Below are 20,145 nucleotides of genomic sequence, written 5' to 3'. Positions count from 1 at the left end.
ATTTCAGAATTTCTCGGAAAAACCCTGTCAAGTGTTTTTTCAAAAATTGAGCTGAATAGTTACGATTATAGAGGTTTTCAACTACCTCAAAATCTGATTCCTTATATGGTCTAATCATGTCGTATGGCTAACGCACGTATATGGGGCGGCTGGAGCGTAGCGAGGAACGAGCGAAGTGAAAGCCGTCCCAGCCACGAAGTGGCGACATAATACGCTTGTTAAGCATGCAGCATACCGATGCTTACCACGGCCCAACCAAAATACAATATTGTAAGATATAATCCAAGAAACAACAGAAACGCTGGGTTAGAAAACGGTTCGTACCAATGCTTGGGCAGCTTATGATTGGCATCAATTCCTGGAAGAGTAAAACTAGGGTAGTAAAGCTGTACAATTGGGCGCGCTACATGTAGTAAGGCATAAATGCTTACATATGTGATAAGGAAAAGTATTACGCAGATAGCGACCAATTTGGTTCCGAACATCGAATCTCTAACTGTCGGAATACATAGCCTAAATAGGCCCGATAAAAACGTAAATGAACCTAGCACGTAAAGTAGATCCTTTGACTTATCGGGGTCCATCAAAAGCTTTTTTATCATCTCTCCATAATTGCTTAACGGCTTATTCAACGTCAAAGTGACGTGTTTAAACACGTCAGCTGGGGTGCTCATTGTTGACTTTTGCAGTCGCCACGGCAATACTGTCTATATGACCAGGTAAAAGGAGTGCGAGAAATGGCGTCACCGTTTTTGGATAGTGTCAGAAGGGTCATCCGGAGCAAGTACTACAGCATCAAGACCGAAAGAACGTATCTTTATTGGATTGTGGCCTATATTCGGTTTCACGGTAATAAGCATCCCGAGCAGCTGGGCGAGGCCGACATCCGGCATTACCTGACGCACCTTGCGATCGAGGGTAATGTGTCGCCCAGCACGCAGAAAACCGCGTTGAATGCGTTGGTTTTTATGTATCGTCACTTTGTCTCCAGATGTCCTGCCCTTGCTGCAAAAGCAGATAAACCTGGTGAGTAGTCTGTTTGATCGCGATAGTAGTGGTGCGGACATTCGCACGGTGCAGGAGCAATTGGGGCACACGGATCTGCGCACGACGGAAATTTATACTCACGTGCTCAATCGCGGTGGTCGCGCCGTCCAAAGCCCGCTGGTGAATATAAGGCTTTCCGTGTAGGTTTAGGTGTCCGTCCCCAGGTGCTGAAGTTGTTGCTGTTGCTTGTTAAGCAACTGCCGGTAGGGCGCTTTAACGCCGATCAGCAGGCCGTTACTCGGGTCCAGCTCCAGGTGTTGTTGCAGCTCCTCGTCGATAAGCGAGGGGACGATCTCGATACCCTGGAGGGCGGGTGGGACTTCGCTCAGTTGGTCCCGGTAGGCCTCGGAGAGGGTGACGGGGGTGTCGGTGGTGATCGGGTGAATACGGGCACGGATTTTCAGCTTGGGGCCGCTGTTTAGGTGCGTCAGTTCTCCCAGCAGTTGTGCGCTGCACAAAGCCCTGAAGGCGCAGTCACTGTGGGATTCGCCTTGGTAATCGATCAGCAGAACATCGTCGGAGAGGGCGAGTTTTCGTCCGCCGTAGAGTGAGAGTACGCCCTGGAGTTGACGCTCGAACTGCCGCAGCTGTCGGTCGAAGCTGTCTTGGTTGAGTTGGCTGTGCAGCGCGTTCAGGTTGGTCAGTTGCAGCCTGAGGCGAATCTCAACGAGCCCGAGCTCCGGCTCCTGTTCGGAAGCTGACGGCAGGTCCGCCGGGTCGTTCCCGCTTTCTTCTGGTGCTTGTTCTTCACGCCCGGTGAGTGAAGGCGTGGTGGCGGCCCCCGCTAGGGGAAACCGGCGGGCAAGCAACCAGGGCAGGGCGGCCACGAGAAGAACGACTAGGCTCCAGATCCAGAAAAAGCGCTGGTCGGCAGCGGTGAGGGAAGGGGCGGTCAGGGCGATTTGTAAGTGCCCGGCAATGTTGTCGGCCAGCGCGATTGGCGCCGTATAGCTCTGGAAACGCTCCCCTTCCGCATCCGACGGGGCAAAGCCGCTCTGTACCAGCAGGTTGTTTTCCACATCGTGAATGGTGGCGCCCACCACCTGAGGGTGACGGTTCAGCTCCTGAAGGACCACCTGGAGGCTGATCATATCTTGCCGCAAGGTGGCGTCCACGGCTCGTTGCGCGGCGCTGTGGGCCAGGGTTTGGCCGAAGGCGTCCAGCTGCTGGCGCTGGTTCTCCAGGCTGCTGGAGCCGTGGAGCAGCGCAGCGAACAGGCCGAGTGCCAGAACCAGGACGCTGGCGCCCAGGGCGGGCCAATGTGGGCGAAGCTGTGAAAACGGGGTCATGGGTATCTCTGGTGGCGGATCGGGTTCGGGTGTCGATCAAAAGGGCTCTATTCTACGGGGCATGCTCCGCCGGACGCCAGCGCCGTGGCACCGGGGTGTGAACCCGGCCCTCCGCGGGCCGGATTCCATGGCAACCGCCCCCCGGGAGGCGGTATAATCGCCGCGCTTGCCAACCCCCAACGTCAAACGGGCGAGCCACTCTATGTGAACCAATCAAGTGAGTCCGTGTGAAAGATATTGTATTGATCAACGTATTCGGGGATGACAGACCCGGTGTTACCTCTTCTCTGGCGGGCGAGCTGGCCCGCTTTGGGGCCAGCATTTTGGATATCGGCCAGGCTGTGATTCACGATGACCTGGCCCTGGGAATGCTGGTGGCGCTGGATCGTGAGCGCATTACGCCGGATAACCTGCGGGCGGCCATCAGTGATGTGGCCGAGCGGTTGTCGGTGCGGGTGCGGTTTGAGCACATTGAGCATAAACGCTATCAGGAGTGGGTGGAACAGCAGGGCAAGCCCCGCCATATTGTGACCTTGCTGTCCCGCCAGGTAACGGCGGAGCAGATTGCCGAGGTGACGGCGGTGACCGTGCGCCACGGGCTGAATATCGACCACATTAACCGCCTTTCCGGGCGGGTCCCCCTGGAGTCGCTGGACCGCCACAGCAGCGCCTGCGTGGAATTTTCCGTGCGCGGCGCCCCCGCTGACGCCCAGGCCTTGCGCGCGGATTTGTTGGACCTCTCCACTCGGCTGGAAATCGATATCGCTTTCCAGAAAGACACACCCTATCGCCGTAACCGGCGGCTGGTGTGTTTTGATATGGACTCCACCCTGATTGAAGCGGAAGTCATAGACGAGCTGGCAAAAGCGGCGGGGGTGGGTGACCAGGTGGTGGCCATCACCGAAGCGGCCATGCGCGGTGAGCTGGACTTTCAGCAAAGTTTCGTCCAGCGGCTGCGTCTGCTTAATGGCTTGGATGAGTCGGTGCTGGAGGGTATTGCCCAGAACCTGCGCCTGACCGAGGGGGCGGAAAAGCTGATCGCCACCCTCAAAAAGCTAGGGTACAAAACCGCGATTCTCTCCGGTGGTTTTGAGTACTTTGGCCGCTTTCTTCAGCGCCGCTTGGGCATTGACTATGTTTACGCGAACCAGCTCGAGATTGTCGACGGCAAGGTCACTGGGGAAGTGGCAGGGCAGGTGGTGGACGGGGCCCGCAAGGCGCATTTGCTACAGCAGTTGGCGGAGCGCGAAGGCATTACCGCCGAGCAGGTGATCGCCGTGGGCGACGGGGCCAACGATCTGCCGATGCTGAACGCGGCGGGGCTGGGCATCGCCTTTCGGGCCAAGCCGTTGGTGAAAGCCTCGGCCGAGCACGCCATTTCCACCCTCGGGCTGGATGCCATTCTGTATCTATTAGGCTTTAGAGACCGCGAGCATGGAGACCTGGGTTAGTGGGCTGGGGTAGCAGCCACTAGGTTTCCATATTGAAGTCGTAGTCCATTGAATCACTCGGTTCTTGCAGGTAGTAACCCTGAATGTAGTGCACCCCGGCCTGCCAGAGCGTGGCCAGGACGCTGGCGTTTTCCACAAAAGGCACTACCGTGGTGACGTTTTCTTCGTGGAGCTGTTTGATCATTTCCACCAGGGCGTCCGGCTTTTCATTATTGTTTTGAATATCCTGCGTAAACGAGCCGTCCACTTTAACGAAGCACAGGGGGACGTGCTTGAACACGTTAAACGGGTTCAGAGAGCAGCCGAAGCCACTGATGCTCAGGCAGCTTTTGAGTTTTTCCATGCTCTGGGCAAAGGCCTTGGCGGCATTGATGTGGTTGGTAATGTCCACCTCGTTGGCCTGGAATACGATCGCATCGGTGGGCAGCTTGGCGGCCTTGAAGGCCACGCCCAGCCAGGGGGGAAGGCTGTCGTCGCACAGCGACTGCCGGCTCAGGTTCACGATCAGCTTGGTCTTGTTGCCCTTGGCCCGGTGCTTGGACAACATTTTGATGGACTCGAGAATCACCCAACGGTCGATTTTGTGGCTGACGTTCATCTTCGCCGCCGCATCCAGGAACTCCTTGGGGGAGACCTCTTTGTCCTCGTGGTTAAGCAGGCGCAGCAGCACCTCGTAGTATTCATCCTCAGAGCCGCGTAGGTTGATAATCGGTTGGAACAGCAGGCGGAAGCGGTCGTTCTCCATCGCGTACTGGACTTCGGCCATGATGTCCCGCTCTTTGCGCTCGTCGGCAGACATCTCCGGCTCATACAACCGCGCGCCGTTGCCTTTTTCGTCGGCGCGGATTTTTTCCATGGCGCTGACGGCCTGCTCAATCACCGATTCCCCGCTGGAGCTGGTTTCGTTAATCAGTGAAACGCCGATGCTGGCGGTCAACTGAATGGTCTTGCCGTCCACCTCGACGATGTGGTCCTCAATGGCTTTGCAGATTTTTTCGGCGCGCTGCACGGCGGCGTCGGGCTTGGTCTTGGGGGCCAGCAAGGTGAAGGCGCTGTCCCCGAAACGGGCCAGCAGGTCGCTCTCTTGCGCGTGCTCTCTGAGCAGTGTGGCCAAGTCGCTTAGGGCCATATCCGAGCCGGCCACGCCGAAGGCGGCCTGTACCTGGTCGGCAAAGTTGTCGATGTCGATATAAATCAGTGCGGCTTCTTGCGTCTCGTCGTCGTTTTCCGAGGCGATCAGCTTCTCCAGCCGGTCCACCAAGTATTGACGGTTGTACAGGCCGGTGGCCAAGTCCTGCCATTTGATCTGGGCGATTTGAGCTTCCAGCTCTTCGCTGGTTTCCACCACGCCAGCGCGGGCCAGGAACTGGATGCAGGGCTCTTCGTCGTAGGTGGCCCGGGTCACTTCCAGGCTGATATTGGTGGTCTCGCCGTTGTGTTTAACCCCTTGGAACTCGACCTTGGTGCTTTCCGCCTCGTCCCCCTTGAGGGTGAAGTTCTTGAGAAACTGTTTGAGGTGTTTCTGGTCCTTCTCTGCCACCATATCCATAATCGGGAGGCAGTCGATCTCGTCCCGGTCTTCGTAGCCGAACAGTTCGGCAAAGGATTCGTTCGCATACAGATACAGGCCATCCTGCACGTAGGCGATGGCATCGCGGGAGCTATCCAGCAGGGCCTGGCTGCGGCGCTCGGCTTCGCGGAAGCGCCGGTCGGCCACCCGGCGTTGGTGGCGCTGCTCCTTGTTGGCCAATTCCCGCTCGATGACCAAGAGCAGGTGTTGGTCATCGTCGAGCTTGACCACATCCACAGCCCCCATCTTCATGCCCTCGACAATCGCCGCCCCGGTATCGTCGTCGGTCAACAGAATGACCGACACGTCCCGGTTTAGGCGGTGAATCTGGCGAATGGCATTCTGCGGTGTGACGTTGGTGGTCTGGTCGTGGCCGATGAGCAGGTCCCAGGCTTGCTCCTGGAGGAGCTTGTCCAGGCGCTCTGCACTGTCGACGTGCTGGGCGCGGCTTGGGCGCCCAGCGTTGTGGAGCATGCTGATCAGACGCTCGGCCTCTGAGCGAGAGTCGTTGAGAATCAGGAGGCGGATTGTCTCGTTTGGATCCATAGAAGAATACTGCACTCGTTTTTGAGGCCGTTCAGCCGGTAAGCTCTCCAGCGTGTCGTGGTCGGGCTATATTAACTGATTAGGGGCTGCCCTCAACACCAATGTTGGTTCATATGACAATAACCTGTAAATTCCTGCCAATTTTGTGAATCGGCTCGGCCTATTGATTCTTTAGCCTTCAAAGGCTGTCGCTATCTTTTCTACTGGCGCTGGTGTCCGGGGTCAGCTCCCGGTACTCGAATTGACTCACGGCGCCGGTGGAGAAGCGCCGCCGGGTTAACTGTACGTTTATCTGGTTCTTGTGATTGTCTTCCCGCGGGCCGCTGTGTCGGCGGTACAGGCGCACCTTGCTGTATTCGTGGAAGGTGACCGAGTTGGTCAGCAAGGTCGCCGGCTGATTGATCGCGCGCAGGGCGGGCACTTCCAGCGCGCGCAGGAACTCGGAGTAGCCGCCGGTTTTGTACACCACGGCGGCCCCGAGCGGGGTTGCCTGGGGCGCCAAGGTCTGAATCCCGATTAGCGTAGCCTCCCGGGACTGCTGAACCCAGCGCACCACGCCCACGCTCCACTTGTGGCGGCCCTCTTCTTTCACGCCCAAAAGCTCCCCGGCTTTGAGCTGGGCCGGGACTTGATCGCGCCACTCCAGGCAGTAACCGCCCAGGCTAATATCCACAATGGGCACTTGGTAGGTAGGGTGTTCGCCCTGGTACTCCGTTTGCGCCCGTTGTCGGATGTCGTGCTCAATATTGAAGGTGCCCACGCCGTGCCCGGCCAGCCGGCTGCCGCCGGCGTCAAAGGCGTCGCCCCAGGGGTCTTCTTCCAGTGTGGGAATGCCCGGCGGGGTGGCGCTTAATGAAGTCCCGTCTTCTTGTTGAAGGTGACTCGCCTGGTTCATAAACAGCTTGAACGGCTGTCCGCCGCAGAGGTGAAAGTGCAGGTTCGACAAGCCGATGGTGATGTCCATCCGGCCCTTCCCGGGGCGTCGCTCGAAGCTTCGCTGGGCCAGTAGATGCCAGGACTGGCGCAGGTGGTCATTCAGCGCGATGCTCAAACCGTACTCGTCCCGGGCGGCGCCGGAGCCTTCTCCCAGGGCCTCCCGGGCCGTCTGCAGAGCCGCCACCACGGGGCCGGTGTCCAGCTCGCGAATCGCGCCCCCCGGCGTGCGGGGCAGGCGGGACTTATACAGCGGCGGGGTATCGCTGTCGAGCACCACCGCGAACAGGTTGTCTTCCTGGGTGGGGTCGTAGGCCACCATGTGGGCCAGAGGCGCCAGTTGTTCCAGGGCTTCGTAGGTCAGGCCCACCTCGGTCTGGCGCAGTTGGTTGGGCCGGGCGCAGGCCAGTAGCAGAAGCCGCTGGTAGCATCGCTCCACGGTGTTTAGGCGCTGGTGGCCAGGCAGCGCTTCGGCCACGGGAAGAGCGGCCACCTGCCAATACGCGGCCAGTTGATAGAGGGCGTGCAGTTCTAGCCACAGCCGGCTGGGTACCGGTGTATAAAGCTGGTAGCTGCGAAGCAACAGTAGCCCCATGCCGGAAATGGCCCGCTGCAGGGCCAGAGCCCGCAGCGCCGCTAAGGTATCGGCGTTGCCTTTGGTGGTTGCCCCGAGCTCTCGCACCGTCGCCAGGTACCCCTGGGTCATGTGTTTTTGCAGCGCTTGGGCCACGGTGGCGGTTTTGCGGGCCGCCTCCGGGAGAATGAGCGGTTGATTGAGGAATTGGGGCGCGAGCCCCTGAAGTGCCTGTTGAACCGCCGGGCGCAAGGCTTCGAGCATTTCCAGGCGAGCCTGAGGGCCCGCTTTGAGCCGGGCGATTTCCGGCAGCGCCTTGTAGAGCAGGCTGCTGACGTAGTTGATGCGGGTCATGGGCAGGGCCTGGGCCCATTCGGCGACTTTGGCCGGCTTGGTGGCACAGAATGATAGCGCCTCCAAGTCCTGTTGGGGGACTTTACATCGGCTCAACAGCTCATTCGGCGGCGTCTCAGCGATCATTCAGTATCCTGTCGTCGGTGGTCAAGCCCGGCGCTGACCGGCATCCCCTGGCTGATTGGCGCCCTCGGTCAATCCCTGTGGGTGATTCTCGGTCGATCAACTTACAGCTTCAAACGGTATGTGCTCTGACTATAGCAGATCCTATCGGGCGTCTGTTTCGTTGACCGGGGTCTTACAGGGCTCCCCCGCGATTTCCCGCACAAGCTTGGGCACCAGGTAGCCCGGCAGCGTTTCGCGCAGGCGTCGGTGCAGAGCCAGTGCCTCGGCCGCCGGCACGTCGAAATGGTGCGCACCGGCGACCGGGTCCAGCAGGTGAAGGTAATAGGGCAGAACCCCCAGCTCGAAGAGCCGCTCGCTCAACTCGCTCAGCGCCGTGGCATTGTCATTGACCCCGCGCAGCAACACCGCCTGGTTGAGCAGCGTAACACCGGCCTCGCGCAGGCGCGCCAGGGCCGCGCCCACCTCGGCATCCAGCTCGCGGGCATGGTTGCTGTGAATTACCACGGTGCTGGTGAGCGCATGATCCGTGAGCCACTCAACGCACTGCTCGTCGATCCGGTTGGGCAGCACCACCGGCAGCCGTGTGTGGACCCGCAAGCGGCGCACATGCTCAATGGCGGTGACGCGCTCGGTCAGCCACTTGAGTTGCCGGTCGGGAGCGTTGAGAGGGTCCCCGCCGCTGTAAATCACCTCGGTGATGCTGGGGTCGGCGGCAATGTAGTCCAGCGCCGTCTGCCAGCGGGCCCGGCCGGGGTTGTTCTCGGCGTAGGGGAAGTGTCGGCGGAAACAGTAACGGCAATTGATGGCGCAGCCGCCGGAAACAATCAGCAGAACCCGGCCGTGGTATTTGTGGATCAGGCCCGGGTGCGGGTTGGCCTCGGCCTCGCCCAGTGGGTCCTGGCTGTAGCCGGGCGCGGTCTCAAGCTCCTCGCCCACCGGCAGAACCTGGCGCAGCAGGGGGTCCTCCGGGTCACCCTTGCGAATGCGGGCGGCGTAGGCGCGGGGTACCCGCAGGGCGAAGTCATCGCTGGCTCGCAGGGCCACCGGCAGGGAGGTCGGGTCGAGCTCCAGCAATTCGAACAGTTCTCGGGGCGAGCGAATAATGTCCGCCAGTTCGCTTTGCCAGCGGGGGGCCTGCCAAGTAGTGGCGGTTCGATGTATCATGGGCGCCTTTTAACATTCCAGAAGTCAACGAGAGGGCGTAATGGCCACCTATTCTATCAACGATTTCCGTGTCGGGCTGAAAGTCATGCTCGACGGTGACCCCTGCAACATCGTGGAAAACGAGCTGGTTAAGCCCGGCAAGGGGCAGGCCTTTAACCGGGTCAAGCTGCGCAACCTGAAAACCGGGCGTGTGTGGGATCGCACCTTCCGCGGCAGTGAAAACCTCGAAGGCGCCGATGTGACCGACCTGGACATGGACTTTCTCTATACCGACGGAGAGTTCTGGCACTTTATGGACCCCATCACCTTTGAGCAACACCAGGCCGACAAGGCCGCGGTGGGGGACGCCGCCAAGTGGCTCAGCGAACAGGATCGGTGCGTAATCACCCTGTACAACGGCGCGCCCCTGGCCGTGAACCCGCCCAACCATGTGGAGCTGGAAGTGGTGGAAACCGACCCCGGCCTCAAGGGCGACACCGCCCAGGGCGGCACCAAGCCGGCGACCCTGAGCACCGGCGCCGTGGTGAAGGTGCCGCTGTTTATGAATCAAGGCGATGTAGTTCGCGTGGATACTCGCACCGGGGAATACCTCGGCCGCGCCTCCAAGGACTGATTCCTTCGCCATCCGCCCGGCACCGACCGGGCGGGTGCCTCCCCGCCATTGATGGTAACCGACCACGCCGATGACTGACTGGCAACCCTCTGCCCCCCTCGAACAACTGCGCCAGCGCGCCCGGCTATACCGGCAGGTTCGCGGTTTTTTTGCCGAACGCGAGGTGTTGGAAATCGAAGCGCCGGTGATGGGCGCGGCCACGGTGACCGACCCGTTTATCGATTCGGTCACCGCCCAGTGCGGTGGCCGCCCCTACTATTTGCAGACTTCCCCCGAGTTTGCCCTGAAGCGACTGCTGGCCGCCGGGGCGGGGGCCATCTATTCGCTGGGCAAAGTGTTTCGCGACGGCGAGCGCGGACGAAAGCACAACCCCGAGTTTACCCTGCTGGAGTGGTATCGCCCCGGCTGGGATGACCGCCAGTTAATGCGAGAGGTGGAAGCACTGGTGCTCAGCGTTCTGCCCGGTCTGACGGTCACCTACCTCAGCTACCGTCAGTGGTTTGAACGCCACCTGGGGCTGGACCCACACCTGGCCAGCGCCGGGCAACTGGCGGCGCTCGCCCGTGAACGCATCAACATTGAGGCGGGAGAGGAAGACAGAGACTTCTGGCTGGATCTGCTGGTTACCCACGAGCTGGAGGGCACGCTCGGCCCGGGACTGACATTCGTTTATGACTACCCGGCAAGTCAGGCGGCCCTGGCTCGGCTGGATACCGATGCCCAGGGGCAAACGGTGGCCCGTCGGTTCGAGGCGTTTATCGGCAGTATGGAACTGGCCAACGGTTACTGGGAGCTGACCAACGCCCCGGAGCAGCGCCGCCGCTTTGAGGCGGACCTGGCGCGGCGCCGTGCCTTGGGGCTGGCGCTCTACCCAATGGATGAGAAGTTGCTGGCCGCTCTCGACGCCGGTTTGCCCGAGAGCGCGGGGGTGGCGTTGGGCATGGACCGCCTGCTCATGTGCCTGACCGGTGCCCGCTCGATCGCCGAAGTGCTCGCCTTCGATATTGACCGGCTATAACGCTCTTAAAAGGCGTTTGCTTGTGAAGTGCGGGGGAGCTGTTAGGCTTAAAGGACTACCCATGGGTTAATGAGGTCGGCCGTCATGAACCTTCAGTACGACGTGTCCATTCCCGCCAGTGAACAGCCGCTTGTTCTGCGGCGGGGCGAGCAAGACCGGGTTGAAATCCACCTGCGCCGGGATGAAGGGGGGCGCTTTGCGCTGTTCGCCTTTGCCGGTTCCGGCCTTCAGCCCGAGCGCACCCAGCAGCAGGGCCCTTACCACTCGCTGCAACAGGCGCTGGGGGCCAGACGGGCGATTGCCGGCGCGCTTCTTCGGCAGGGGTTTGTGGTGTCCGAGGCGCACGATATTTGGGCGCTGACCGCCCAGCGGGCAATTCGTGAGGTATGCCGGCAGCATGAGCGCCACCGCGTTAGCTACCAATTCGACCCAAAGGATGTTTATTTGGACTGGTAATCGTCCCCCCGTGGGTGGCTCTGGTCTTCTCCCACCCCGGGCTCAGCGGGGGGCTCTTCATAGTCTTCAGCCGTTGTGGCGTCGGGGTTGATGCCCATTTTCCGGGCTTGGCGGCGCCAACGCCGGCGGGCCAGTTCTTGCATGTTGCGGGTCTTGTCCTTCTCGTCCACGATCTCCAGGCCCAGCAGCGTCTCCAGAACATCCTCCAGCGTGATAACCCCCACCACCGAGCCGTACTCGGTCACCACCAGAATCATGTGAATTTGCTGGCGCAGAAACTCCTCCAGCGCTTGGGTCAGGGGCATGCTATCGAGCAGGGCGGGAATGTCGCGGCGGTAGTGCTTGAGCGGCTGATCACCTTCACCCTTGGCTTGAGCAAGGAGCAGCTCGTTCAACAATACTGCCCCGGTAATGTCGTCCGGATCCTCCCGGTAAATGGGAATTCTGGAAAAGGGAATGGTGCGGTGGCTGTCGAAAAACTCGGTCACGCTTTGCTCCCCAGCGGCGGAAAACAGCACGGTACGCGGGGTCATGGCATCCTTAATCGGGGTCTGTTTGAGCATCAGCAGGTTTTTCATAATGCCCGTTTCCCGCTCGTCCAGGTGGCCCTCCTGGGAGCTTAGGTCGGCCATGACCGTCAGCTCGTGACGGTCAAACCCGGAAGCCTGCGCATTGCCCCGGGTGATCAGCCGGGTAAGGAACTCCGACATGACAATAAACGGATAGAGCGCATAAATCAGATAATGCAGGCCATGGGCCGTGGCCGGCGCCAGTGCCCGCCAGTAAAAAGCGCCCAGGGTTTTGGGTATGATCTCCGAGCAGACCAGAATGAGTAACGTCAGTACCGCCGAAAAGACCCCCAGGTAAGCGCTGCCGAAAACCTGGGTGGCCTGGGCGCCCGCCCCGGCGGCCCCCGCGGTGTGAGCAATAGTGTTAAGCGTTAAAATGGCCGCTAGCGGCCGGTCAATGTTCTGTTTGAGGGCGCTTAGCAGGGTGCCCGAGCGTTTGCCCTCCTGATTCAGGACACTGGTGTAGGCCGAAGTTACGCTTAGCAGAACCGCCTCGGCCACCGAGCACAGGAAGGAGATTCCGAGAGCGAGGGCGATATAAATCAGCAGCAGGGTCATGGGCGCGCTCTGACAGAAGTGGAGCCGGCAATCATATCAGCCCGGCCCACCCTATTCCCAATGTCAGCCCCGCGCTGGGATCGTTGGCGTCGTACTCGTTGACAGGTATAAGCACAGAAGGGTAATTTTCGCTCACAAAAAACTTCCACAACAACGTCAAATGACAAGGTCAATACTATGCAATGTTTATCCGGTCTTCGCATCGGCGGCCTGAGTTTCGCGCTCGCGGGCCTGCTTGCCTGCTCTCCCGATTCGACGCAAACGCCCGACGAGCAGGCCGCCCGTTCAGAGCCCTCTACCACCGTTGAGTGGCCCCGGCTGGAGACGCCGGTCCCTCAAACCCCGGAAATCGAGTCGCGCATCGACGACCTGCTGGCGACAATGACGCTGGAGGAGAAGATCGGACAGATGATTCAGCCGGAAATCAAGACCGCGACCCCGGAGGACGTACGCGAGTACCACCTCGGCTCAGTCCTCAACGGCGGCGGCACGACTCCGGGCAACGACAAGCACGCCCCCATCCAAGCCTGGGTGGACTTGGCGGACGCCTACTACACCGCCTCGGTGGACACCGCCAATGGCCGCACCGGAATTCCCATCATGTGGGGCACGGATGCCGTGCACGGCCTGGGCAATGTTGTCGGCGCCACGCTCTTTCCCCACAACATTGGCCTGGGGGCCACGCGCAATCCCAAGCTGATCGGCAAGATTGGTGAGGCCACCGCCCGGGAAATTGCCGTCACCGGGTTGGACTGGAACTTCTCGCCCACCGTGGCCGTGGCTCGGGACGACCGCTGGGGTCGGGCCTACGAGGCCTATGCCGAGAGCCCCGAGGTGGTGGGCGAGTATGCCGGGCCCATGGTAAAGGGGCTCCAGGGCGAGCCCGACTCCGCTCACTTTCTGTCTGAACGGCATGTGATCGCCACCGCCAAGCATTTCATTGGTGATGGCGGTACCGCTCAAGGCGTGGATCGAGGGGAAACCCTCGGCGATGAAAAAGCGCTGCGGGACATTCACGGCGCGGGTTACTTCAGCGCTATTGAAGCCGGCGTTCAGGTGGTCATGGCCTCCTTTACCAGTTGGGAGGGCGAGCGCATGCACGGCCACAAATACTTGCTGACTGACGTGCTCAAAGACCAGATGGGTTTTGACGGCTTTGTGGTGGGTGACTGGAGTGGTCATGGCTTTGTTCAGGGGTGCTCCCCCGAGAGCTGCGCCCGTTCCGTGAATGCCGGGCTGGACATGTTTATGGCGCCGGGCCCGGAATGGAAAGAACTGTACTGGAATACCATCGAACAAGTGCGCGATGGCACCATCAGCCGGGCGCGGATTGACGATGCGGTGCGCCGCATTCTGCGCGTAAAGCTGCGTGCGGGCTTGTTTGAAAAGGGCGCGCCCTCGGAGCGGGTACTGGCCGGCGACACCGACGTGCTGGGCTCGGCCGAGCACCGACAGGTCGCCCGGCAAGCCGTGCGTGAGTCCCTGGTGATGCTGAAAAACCGGGAGCAACTGCTGCCGCTCAGTCGTGACCAGCGTGTGCTGGTGGCGGGCGATGGCGCGGATGATATCGCCAAACAGGCCGGTGGCTGGTCGGTGACCTGGCAGGGCACCGGCAATAAGAACAGCGACTTTCCGGGCGCCACCTCCATTTATGACGGTATTGACGCGACCGTCTCCGCCGGTGGCGGCCAGGCGGTGCTGAGCATCGACGGCGAGTACGAGCAAAAGCCGGATGTCGCCATCGTCGTGTTCGGAGAAGACCCCTACGCCGAAATGCAGGGCGACCGGGGCAACCTGGCCTACGCGCCCAGAGCCCCCAGTGACTGGGAATTACTCAAACGCTTGCAGGGGGAAGGGATCCCGGTGGTGTCCCTGTTTATTACCGGCCGGCCCCTGTGGGTTAACCGGGAACTGAACGCCTCCGATGCCTTCGTGGTGGTCTGGCTGCCGGGCACCGAAGGAGGCGGAATTGCCGATGTCATTTTCCGGGACAACGAGGGCGAAGTGAACTTCCCCATGAGCGGCGAGCTGCCGTTCAGCTGGCCCAAGCGCCCCGATCAGACCCCGCTCAATGTGGGTGATGAATCCTATGACCCGCTCTTTGCCTATGGTTATGGCTTAAGCTATGGCGAGAAGTCCTCCCTGACCGAGCCTCTGTCCGAAAAAGGACTGGAAGTGGCCGCGACTCAGGACCGGCTGGAGCTGTTCAAGCGCCGGCCTTTGGGTGTCTGGGAGCTGGAAATCATCGGCGCTCAAAATGATCGCAAAACCATGACCAGTAACCTGGTTGAAGTCTCCACCCTGCGCATTGAAGCGGTGGACCGTAACGAGCAGCAGGACGCCCGTCAGGTGGTTTGGAGCGGCGAGGGCCCCGGCCAGGTGGCGCTGTTTGCCCCTCAGCGCCAGGACTGGACCGGTTACCTGGAAGACGATGCGGCGCTGAGCTTTGATATGAAGGTCAACCGAGCCCCCACCGCCACCACGTGGTTGCGTTTTGGTTGCGGCTCTTATTGCGCCTCGGATATCAATATGACCGAGCCGCTTAGCGCGGCGGAAGGCGAAGGCTGGCAAACCTTCAGTGTGGATTTGAGCTGCTTCCCCCGCTCCGGCGCCAACTTCGGAGTGAGCGAGCCGATTGAAAAGTTCATCACCCAGGTGCGCCGCCCCTTCTCGCTGCTGACCGAAGGGCAGTTGGACGTGACTTTTGCCGAGGTGCGTGTCGAAAAAGGCAAGGCGGCTGACGCCACCCTCAGTTGCACGGACTAACCGTGGGCAATGGCTGGCTGAAGCGGGCGCGGTCAGGCGTCCGCTTCCGGCCAGCTCCCCCAGCTTTCGGCCAGAATGACCTGGTTGCCGCCCGCCTCTTTGGCGCGGTACATTGCCCGGTCCGCCGTGCGCATTAATTCCGTGTTGTCACCGGCTTGTTCGGGGTACAGGGCTACGCCGATGCTGCAGGCAATGTGAAGGGTGTGCCCCTTTACCCGGAAGGGGTGCTCACAGGTTCTTCGAATCTTCTCGGCCACTGTCAGAGCCTCTTCCGCCCCCGTAATGCTGTCCAGCAAAACGACGAATTCGTCGCCCCCCATGCGAGCGACCGTGTCGGCCGCCCGGAGGTTGACTGTCATTACCTGCGAGACCTGCTTTAGCAGCTCGTCACCCAGCTCGTGGCCGTAGTGATCGTTGACGGTCTTGAAACCATCGATGTCGATAAACATCAAGGCGACCCTCTCGCCGTAACGGTCGGCGCTTTTCAGGGCCTGGTCCAGGCGGTCGGCGAACAGCGCCCGGTTGGGGAGGTTGGTCAGTGGGTCATGCTGAGCCATGTGGCGCATATGCTCTTCCGTCTGCTTGCGGTCGGTCACATCGCTGATAAAACCATACCAGCGGGTGGTGCCATCGGGCAGTCGTTCCGGCTCGGCGGTGCCTTCCAGCCACCGCATTCCCTGAATGGGCATGACCGCCCGAAACTCCTGGTGCCAAGTGCTCAGGTGGCGGGCGGAGGCGACAATGGAGGCGATGATGTCTTTATAATCCTGGGGGTGGGTGCGGGCCAGCAGGTGGTTAATATCCTCCCGTACCTGTTCCGGGCTCACCTCGACGTATTCCTCTATCCGCCGGCTGGCGAAGGGCATGCTTAGCTCGCCCTCTGGGGACATTTCAAACTGATACACGATGCCGGGCGCTTGAGCGGTTAAATTGTCCAGCAGCCGTCCCCGCTCCAGTGATATTTGGCTGTCCGCGCGTTCGCGGTAGACTCGCCCGATTTGATAGCTCATGACTTGCGCCAGTAACAGCACTTCGATCAACACCGCCACCATGCCCAGGTGCTCCACCAGGTAGACGGGGTGGTCGGTACTTTGGATGGAAATGGCGATCAGCGCGGGCACGGCAAAAGCGGCGTTCGCGATCAGGTACAGGCGCGCTACCTTATACCCCTGCAAACTGCAGCTTACTCCGCAGAGCAGGCCGTAGAGCGCAAAAATCGCCACGCCCAGGCGGCAAAACTCCAGCGCCCAGTTGGGCCAGAGCACCGCCGCGGGCCAGAAACTCGCCAACACTCCCAATAACGCGATACCCAGCCAGAACAGGACCGGGTGGTTTTCCCGGCCGATACCCAGCAGCTTCATCACGAACCCGATATAAACCGCGTTGGAGAACAAAATCGGGGTGCTGATCAGGTAGAACCACGTCCATCCGAACAGATGGCTGTAGACCAGCATGGCCGCGCCGTTGTACAACAGGTTCCCCAAGATAAACAGGGCGTAGAGCCCGTCGGTCCAGGTGCGGCGCCACATCGCCATCACGGCATAGTAGAACAGCAGTCCGAAGAAAATACCGAGCCCCACCAGCGTCAGGCTCTGGGTGCCGACGATCTGTTGTTCGTAGGTTTGGCGCTCAAACACATGGGGTTCCGGCAATGCCAAGTAGAAGGGGCTTTGCATTCGGGTCAGCACCCGGTATTCGCCCTCGGGGAGGGTGAGGCGGCGGCCGTGGCGCAGGAAGTAATCATATCGGTCGCTAAAGCGCAGTCCGCCCTCCAGACGCTCGACCTCTCGGCCCCGGGCGTTTACCACTGTATGGACAAAGTGGTTAAGCGTGGAGGAGCTGGCGAAGTCCAATACCAGTTCGGTGGGCTCGGCCAGAGTGAATGACAGCTCGTACCACAGAACGCCCCCGCCGGCGGGGCTGACCTGCGTGGAGATCAGCAGCGCCGGGTCGGGGGCCCCAGTGGCAGTATTCGCCGCGGGCATCGGAGCAACCCAGCGCCCACTCTGTTCGATCCCGGTGGGCGGTTTGGCGCTTTCCACGGCGTCGGCGGACCATGCGCCGGTTGCGCTCAGGCCGAGCAGTAGCCCAAACACAATTGACAATCTCAGCAAGCGGACTCCTTGTTTAGATCGGGTGGGCTCGGCTGACCGGCGCGCAATGGCTCAAACCCAAGCATTGCCCAGAAACCGGGACTTCGCAAACGCTCGCCAATAGGCTGAGCCTCTGGGGAGCGGAGAGCCGAGCGAACAGTTCGACGCATTTTTCCCTTTTAGGGCCAAAATGGCAAGTTTTAACGGGCTGGGTAGAAACTGAACGAGGGCTTTCGGGGCCGCTGCTACGCGGGGTTGAGGCAGTTACTCAGCCGTCATTCACACAGTTGTACACAGTTTTTGTGGATAGCGCTCCGGCTGTGGAAAAGGGGGCGACGTGTGCCCGGCCCGCCGGTTTGCGCTAGAATGCCGGCCTCATTGTTGATTTTGGAGGTAGCTCTATGGAAGCTTTACCAGAGACGCTGCGGGAGAACGTCCGCCTGCTGGGTGAGTTGCTGGGCGATACGGTTCGCGATCATGAAGGGGAAGACCTGTTTCAGAAAATCGAGGACATTCGCCAACTGGGCAAGGCTATTCAGCAGTCCGAAGACGAAGACTCCGCCCCCTTGGTGGAGCGCCTGGAAGCGTTGGATGATAAGGATGTTTTGCCCATCGTCCGGGCCTTTAACCAGTTTTTGAACCTGGCCAATATCGCCGAGCAGGAGTACTTCTCCAGCGCCGAGGCCGAGCCGGAGGACGGCTTGAAAAACCTGCTGCTGGAGCTGAAGGACACCTATGGGCAGGACCGCCTGGCGGAGGTGGTACGCGACCTCAACATTCAACTGGTATTGACGGCGCATCCGACGGAAGTCACCCGCCGCACCCTGATTCGCAAATACGACCAGATTGTGCACACCTTGAGCGATCAACAGCGCGGCAACCTGCTCACCTATGAGCAGGATAAACACCGGGGCCGCCTGCACCGGCTGGTAGAGGAAATCTGGAGCACCGATGAAATCCGCAGCGAGCGGCCCACCGCCGTGGACGAAGCCAAATGGGGCTTCGCGGTCATCGAAAACAGTCTGTGGCAGGCCGTGCCCGACTTTATCCGCCACCTGGACCGGCTCAGCGGTCGGCATCTGGATCAGAGGTTGCCGGTGGACCTGAAGCCCTTTAGCTTCTATTCCTGGATGGGCGGTGACCGCGACGGCAACCCCAATGTGACCCATACGGTCACCCGGGAGGTGCTGTTGCTGGGCCGTTGGATGGCGGCGGACCTGTACCTGCGGGACATTTCCAGCCTGAGCAACGACCTGAGCATGCATGAGGCGGACGCCGAACTGAGCGCCCGCTTCCCGGACAGCCGCACCCCCTACCGGGGCCTTTTGGGCGAACTGCGCCAACGCCTGCAGGCGACGCTGGAGTGGACCGAGGCGCGTCTCAAGGGGCGCTCTCCCGAATTGACCGCCGAGGTCATTTCCCAGCGGGAGGACCTGCTTGAGCCCCTGCTGATGTGCTATCGCTCACTGCGCGAAGTCGGGTTTCCCCACATTGCCAATGGACCGGTGCTGGACAACATTCGCCGGGTGCAGAGCTTCGGGATCAACCTGGTACCTCTGGACATCCGTCAGGATGGTGAACGACACATTAAAGCCATTGATGAGGCGACTCGCTACCTGGAGCTGGGCAGCTATTTGGAGTGGGACGAAGAGCAGCGTCAGGCTTTCCTGCTTGAGCAGTTGGAGAACAAGCGGCCGTTGCTGCCTTCCCGTTGGCCCATGAGCGAGGAAACCGAGGAGGTGCTGGCCACTTGCAAGGTAATTGCCCAGGAGCCGGAAGAGACGCTCTCACACTACGTGATTTCCATGGCTCAGCAACCCTCGGATGTCATGGTGGTGGCACTGTTGCTGCGCGAGTGCGGCATGACTTGGAAAATGCCCATTGTGCCGCTGTTTGAAACCCTGGACGACCTCGATCGGGCGCCCAAGGTTATGGGGCGGCTCTGGCAGATTCCCTGGTACCAGGACTACACCGAAGGGCGTCAGACGGTGATGATCGGTTATTCCGACTCGGCTAAGGACGCTGGCAAGTTTGCCGCCACCTGGGCCCAGTACAAGGCACAGGAAAAACTGGTGGAAATCGCCCAGCAGCAAAACATCGACCTGGTCCTGTTCCACGGCCGCGGCGGTACCGTCGGTCGCGGTGGAGGTCCGGTGGAAAAGGCCATGGCCTCCCAGCCGCCGGGGTCGGTTCGCGGACAGATTCGGGTTACCGAGCAAGGGGAGATGATCCGCTACAAGTTCGGCCAGTCCCGGGCGGCCTTTAGCAGCTTCTCCACCTACGTCTCCGCGACGCTGCGCGCCACATTGATGCCCCACGAAGGGCCATCGCAAGAGTGGCGGGACTTGATCGAGCGCATGGCTCAAAGCAGTTTGGAAGCCTACCGCAACGTGGTGCGCGGTCACCCCAAATTTGTTCCTTATTTCCGTAGTCTGACGCCTGAGCAGGAACTGAACCTATTGGCCCTGGGCAGCCGCCCGGCCAAGCGCAAGGCGACTGGCGGCGTAGATAGCCTGCGAGCCATTCCCTGGGTCTTTGCCTGGATGCAGGTGCGTCTGAACCTGCCCTCTTGGTTGGGTACCCGCCAGGCGCTGGAGTACGCACTGGAGAACGCCCCCTCCACCTTGGTGGATATGTTGGAAAACTGGCCTTTTTTCTCCAGCTTCCTGGACTTGCTGGAAATGGTGGTGGGCAAGGCCGACCTGCCCATTTGCAGTTACTACGAGAAAGAGCTGGTGCCGGCGGAGCTGCACGGGCTGGGGCAACAGCTGCGGGCGGATTTGAGTGCGCTTGAAGTGCTGATCAACCGGATTAAGCACCAGGACGAGCTGCTGAGCGACGAGCCCATGCTCCAGCGGGCGTTGACGGTGCGCAAGCCCTATGTGGACCCGTTGAACTATTTGCAGGCGGAGCTGCTTAAGCGCCACCGCAGTGGCAAGCCCATCAGCCCAGAGCTTGAGCGTGCCTTGAAGGTCACCATGGCGGGCATCGCCGCGGGGATGCGTAATACGGGCTAGC

General features: G+C 60.6%; 13 protein-coding genes and 1 pseudogene. 8 read left to right on the top strand and 6 right to left on the bottom strand.

The genetic code is table 11. The annotated features are described in order from the left end of the window. Window positions 1–737 precede the first annotated feature (737 nt). Both AAE514_RS06150 and AAE514_RS06145 read left to right on the top strand, forming a co-directional pair. Window positions 738–1,034 (top strand): site-specific integrase, encoded by a 297-nt coding sequence (locus AAE514_RS06150; protein WP_347330644.1) that lies wholly within the window; start codon window positions 738–740, stop codon window positions 1,032–1,034. Window positions 1,035–1,053: 19 nt separating this feature from the next. After that, a pseudogene (locus AAE514_RS06145) lies at window positions 1,054–1,191 on the top strand (tyrosine-type recombinase/integrase); the annotation flags it as partial. A gap of 2 nt (window positions 1,192–1,193) precedes the next feature. On the opposite strand, the gene AAE514_RS06140 reads toward AAE514_RS06145, so the two are convergent. Beyond that, window positions 1,194–2,336, bottom strand: a complete 1,143-nt coding sequence (locus AAE514_RS06140; RefSeq protein WP_347330642.1) for a hypothetical protein — start codon at window positions 2,334–2,336, stop codon at window positions 1,194–1,196. A gap of 227 nt (window positions 2,337–2,563) precedes the next feature. On the opposite strand from AAE514_RS06140, the gene serB reads away from it, so the two are divergent. Further along, on the top strand, window positions 2,564–3,787 hold the full coding sequence (gene serB / locus AAE514_RS06135) for a phosphoserine phosphatase SerB (RefSeq protein ID WP_347330641.1): 1,224 nt from the start codon (window positions 2,564–2,566) through the stop codon (window positions 3,785–3,787). Window positions 3,788–3,806: 19 nt separating this feature from the next. Here serB and AAE514_RS06130 read toward each other — a convergent pair whose 3' ends face one another. The 3 genes from AAE514_RS06130 to epmB form a co-directional block, all read right to left on the bottom strand. Continuing rightward, window positions 3,807–5,903: an EAL domain-containing response regulator gene (locus tag AAE514_RS06130; protein WP_347330640.1), complete on the bottom strand. Its 2,097-nt coding sequence runs from the start codon at window positions 5,901–5,903 to the stop codon at window positions 3,807–3,809. 178 nt (window positions 5,904–6,081) lie between these two features. Beyond that, a complete protein-coding gene (locus AAE514_RS06125; RefSeq protein ID WP_347330639.1) occupies window positions 6,082–7,890 on the bottom strand; it encodes a hypothetical protein in 1,809 nt (602 codons plus the stop codon). A 141-nt stretch (window positions 7,891–8,031) separates the two neighbouring features. Further along, window positions 8,032–9,054 (bottom strand): EF-P beta-lysylation protein EpmB, encoded by a 1,023-nt coding sequence (gene epmB / locus AAE514_RS06120; RefSeq protein WP_347330638.1) that lies wholly within the window; start codon window positions 9,052–9,054, stop codon window positions 8,032–8,034. A 40-nt stretch (window positions 9,055–9,094) separates the two neighbouring features. Between epmB and efp the strand changes: the two genes are divergently transcribed. The 3 genes from efp to AAE514_RS06105 all read left to right on the top strand — a co-directional run bounded on the left by efp (window position 9,095) and on the right by AAE514_RS06105 (window position 11,141). Then, window positions 9,095–9,667: an elongation factor P gene (efp, locus tag AAE514_RS06115; RefSeq protein ID WP_347330637.1), complete on the top strand. Its 573-nt coding sequence runs from the start codon at window positions 9,095–9,097 to the stop codon at window positions 9,665–9,667. Between the two features lie 70 nt (window positions 9,668–9,737). After that, complete coding sequence (gene epmA, locus AAE514_RS06110; RefSeq protein WP_347330636.1) at window positions 9,738–10,685, top strand: EF-P lysine aminoacylase EpmA; 948 nt, start codon at window positions 9,738–9,740, stop codon at window positions 10,683–10,685. 84 nt (window positions 10,686–10,769) lie between these two features. Continuing rightward, on the top strand, window positions 10,770–11,141 hold the full coding sequence (locus tag AAE514_RS06105) for a PA4575 family protein (protein WP_347330635.1): 372 nt from the start codon (window positions 10,770–10,772) through the stop codon (window positions 11,139–11,141). Here AAE514_RS06105 and AAE514_RS06100 read toward each other — a convergent pair. Beyond that, a complete protein-coding gene (locus AAE514_RS06100) occupies window positions 11,126–12,268 on the bottom strand; it encodes a CNNM domain-containing protein (protein ID WP_347330634.1) in 1,143 nt (380 codons plus the stop codon). The two genes, AAE514_RS06105 and AAE514_RS06100, sit on opposite strands and share 16 nt — an antisense overlap. A gap of 177 nt (window positions 12,269–12,445) precedes the next feature. Between AAE514_RS06100 and AAE514_RS06095 the strand changes: the two genes are divergently transcribed. Beyond that, complete coding sequence (locus tag AAE514_RS06095; protein ID WP_347330633.1) at window positions 12,446–15,034, top strand: glycoside hydrolase family 3 protein; 2,589 nt, start codon at window positions 12,446–12,448, stop codon at window positions 15,032–15,034. A 32-nt stretch (window positions 15,035–15,066) separates the two neighbouring features. Here the strand turns inward: AAE514_RS06095 and AAE514_RS06090 are convergent, their stop codons facing one another. Further along, window positions 15,067–17,148, bottom strand: a complete 2,082-nt coding sequence (locus AAE514_RS06090; protein WP_347330632.1) for a diguanylate cyclase domain-containing protein — start codon at window positions 17,146–17,148, stop codon at window positions 15,067–15,069. A 380-nt stretch (window positions 17,149–17,528) separates the two neighbouring features. On the opposite strand from AAE514_RS06090, the gene ppc reads away from it, so the two are divergent. Beyond that, window positions 17,529–20,144, top strand: coding sequence for a phosphoenolpyruvate carboxylase (gene ppc, locus AAE514_RS06085; protein WP_347330631.1), 2,616 nt, complete (start codon window positions 17,529–17,531; stop codon window positions 20,142–20,144). Window position 20,145: the final 1 nt, after the last annotated feature.

The sequence above is a fragment of the Marinimicrobium locisalis genome (assembly GCF_039822625.1).
Lineage (GTDB): Bacteria > Pseudomonadota > Gammaproteobacteria > Pseudomonadales > Cellvibrionaceae > Marinimicrobium > Marinimicrobium locisalis.
This window is presented reverse-complemented; position numbering and strand designations above follow the sequence as displayed.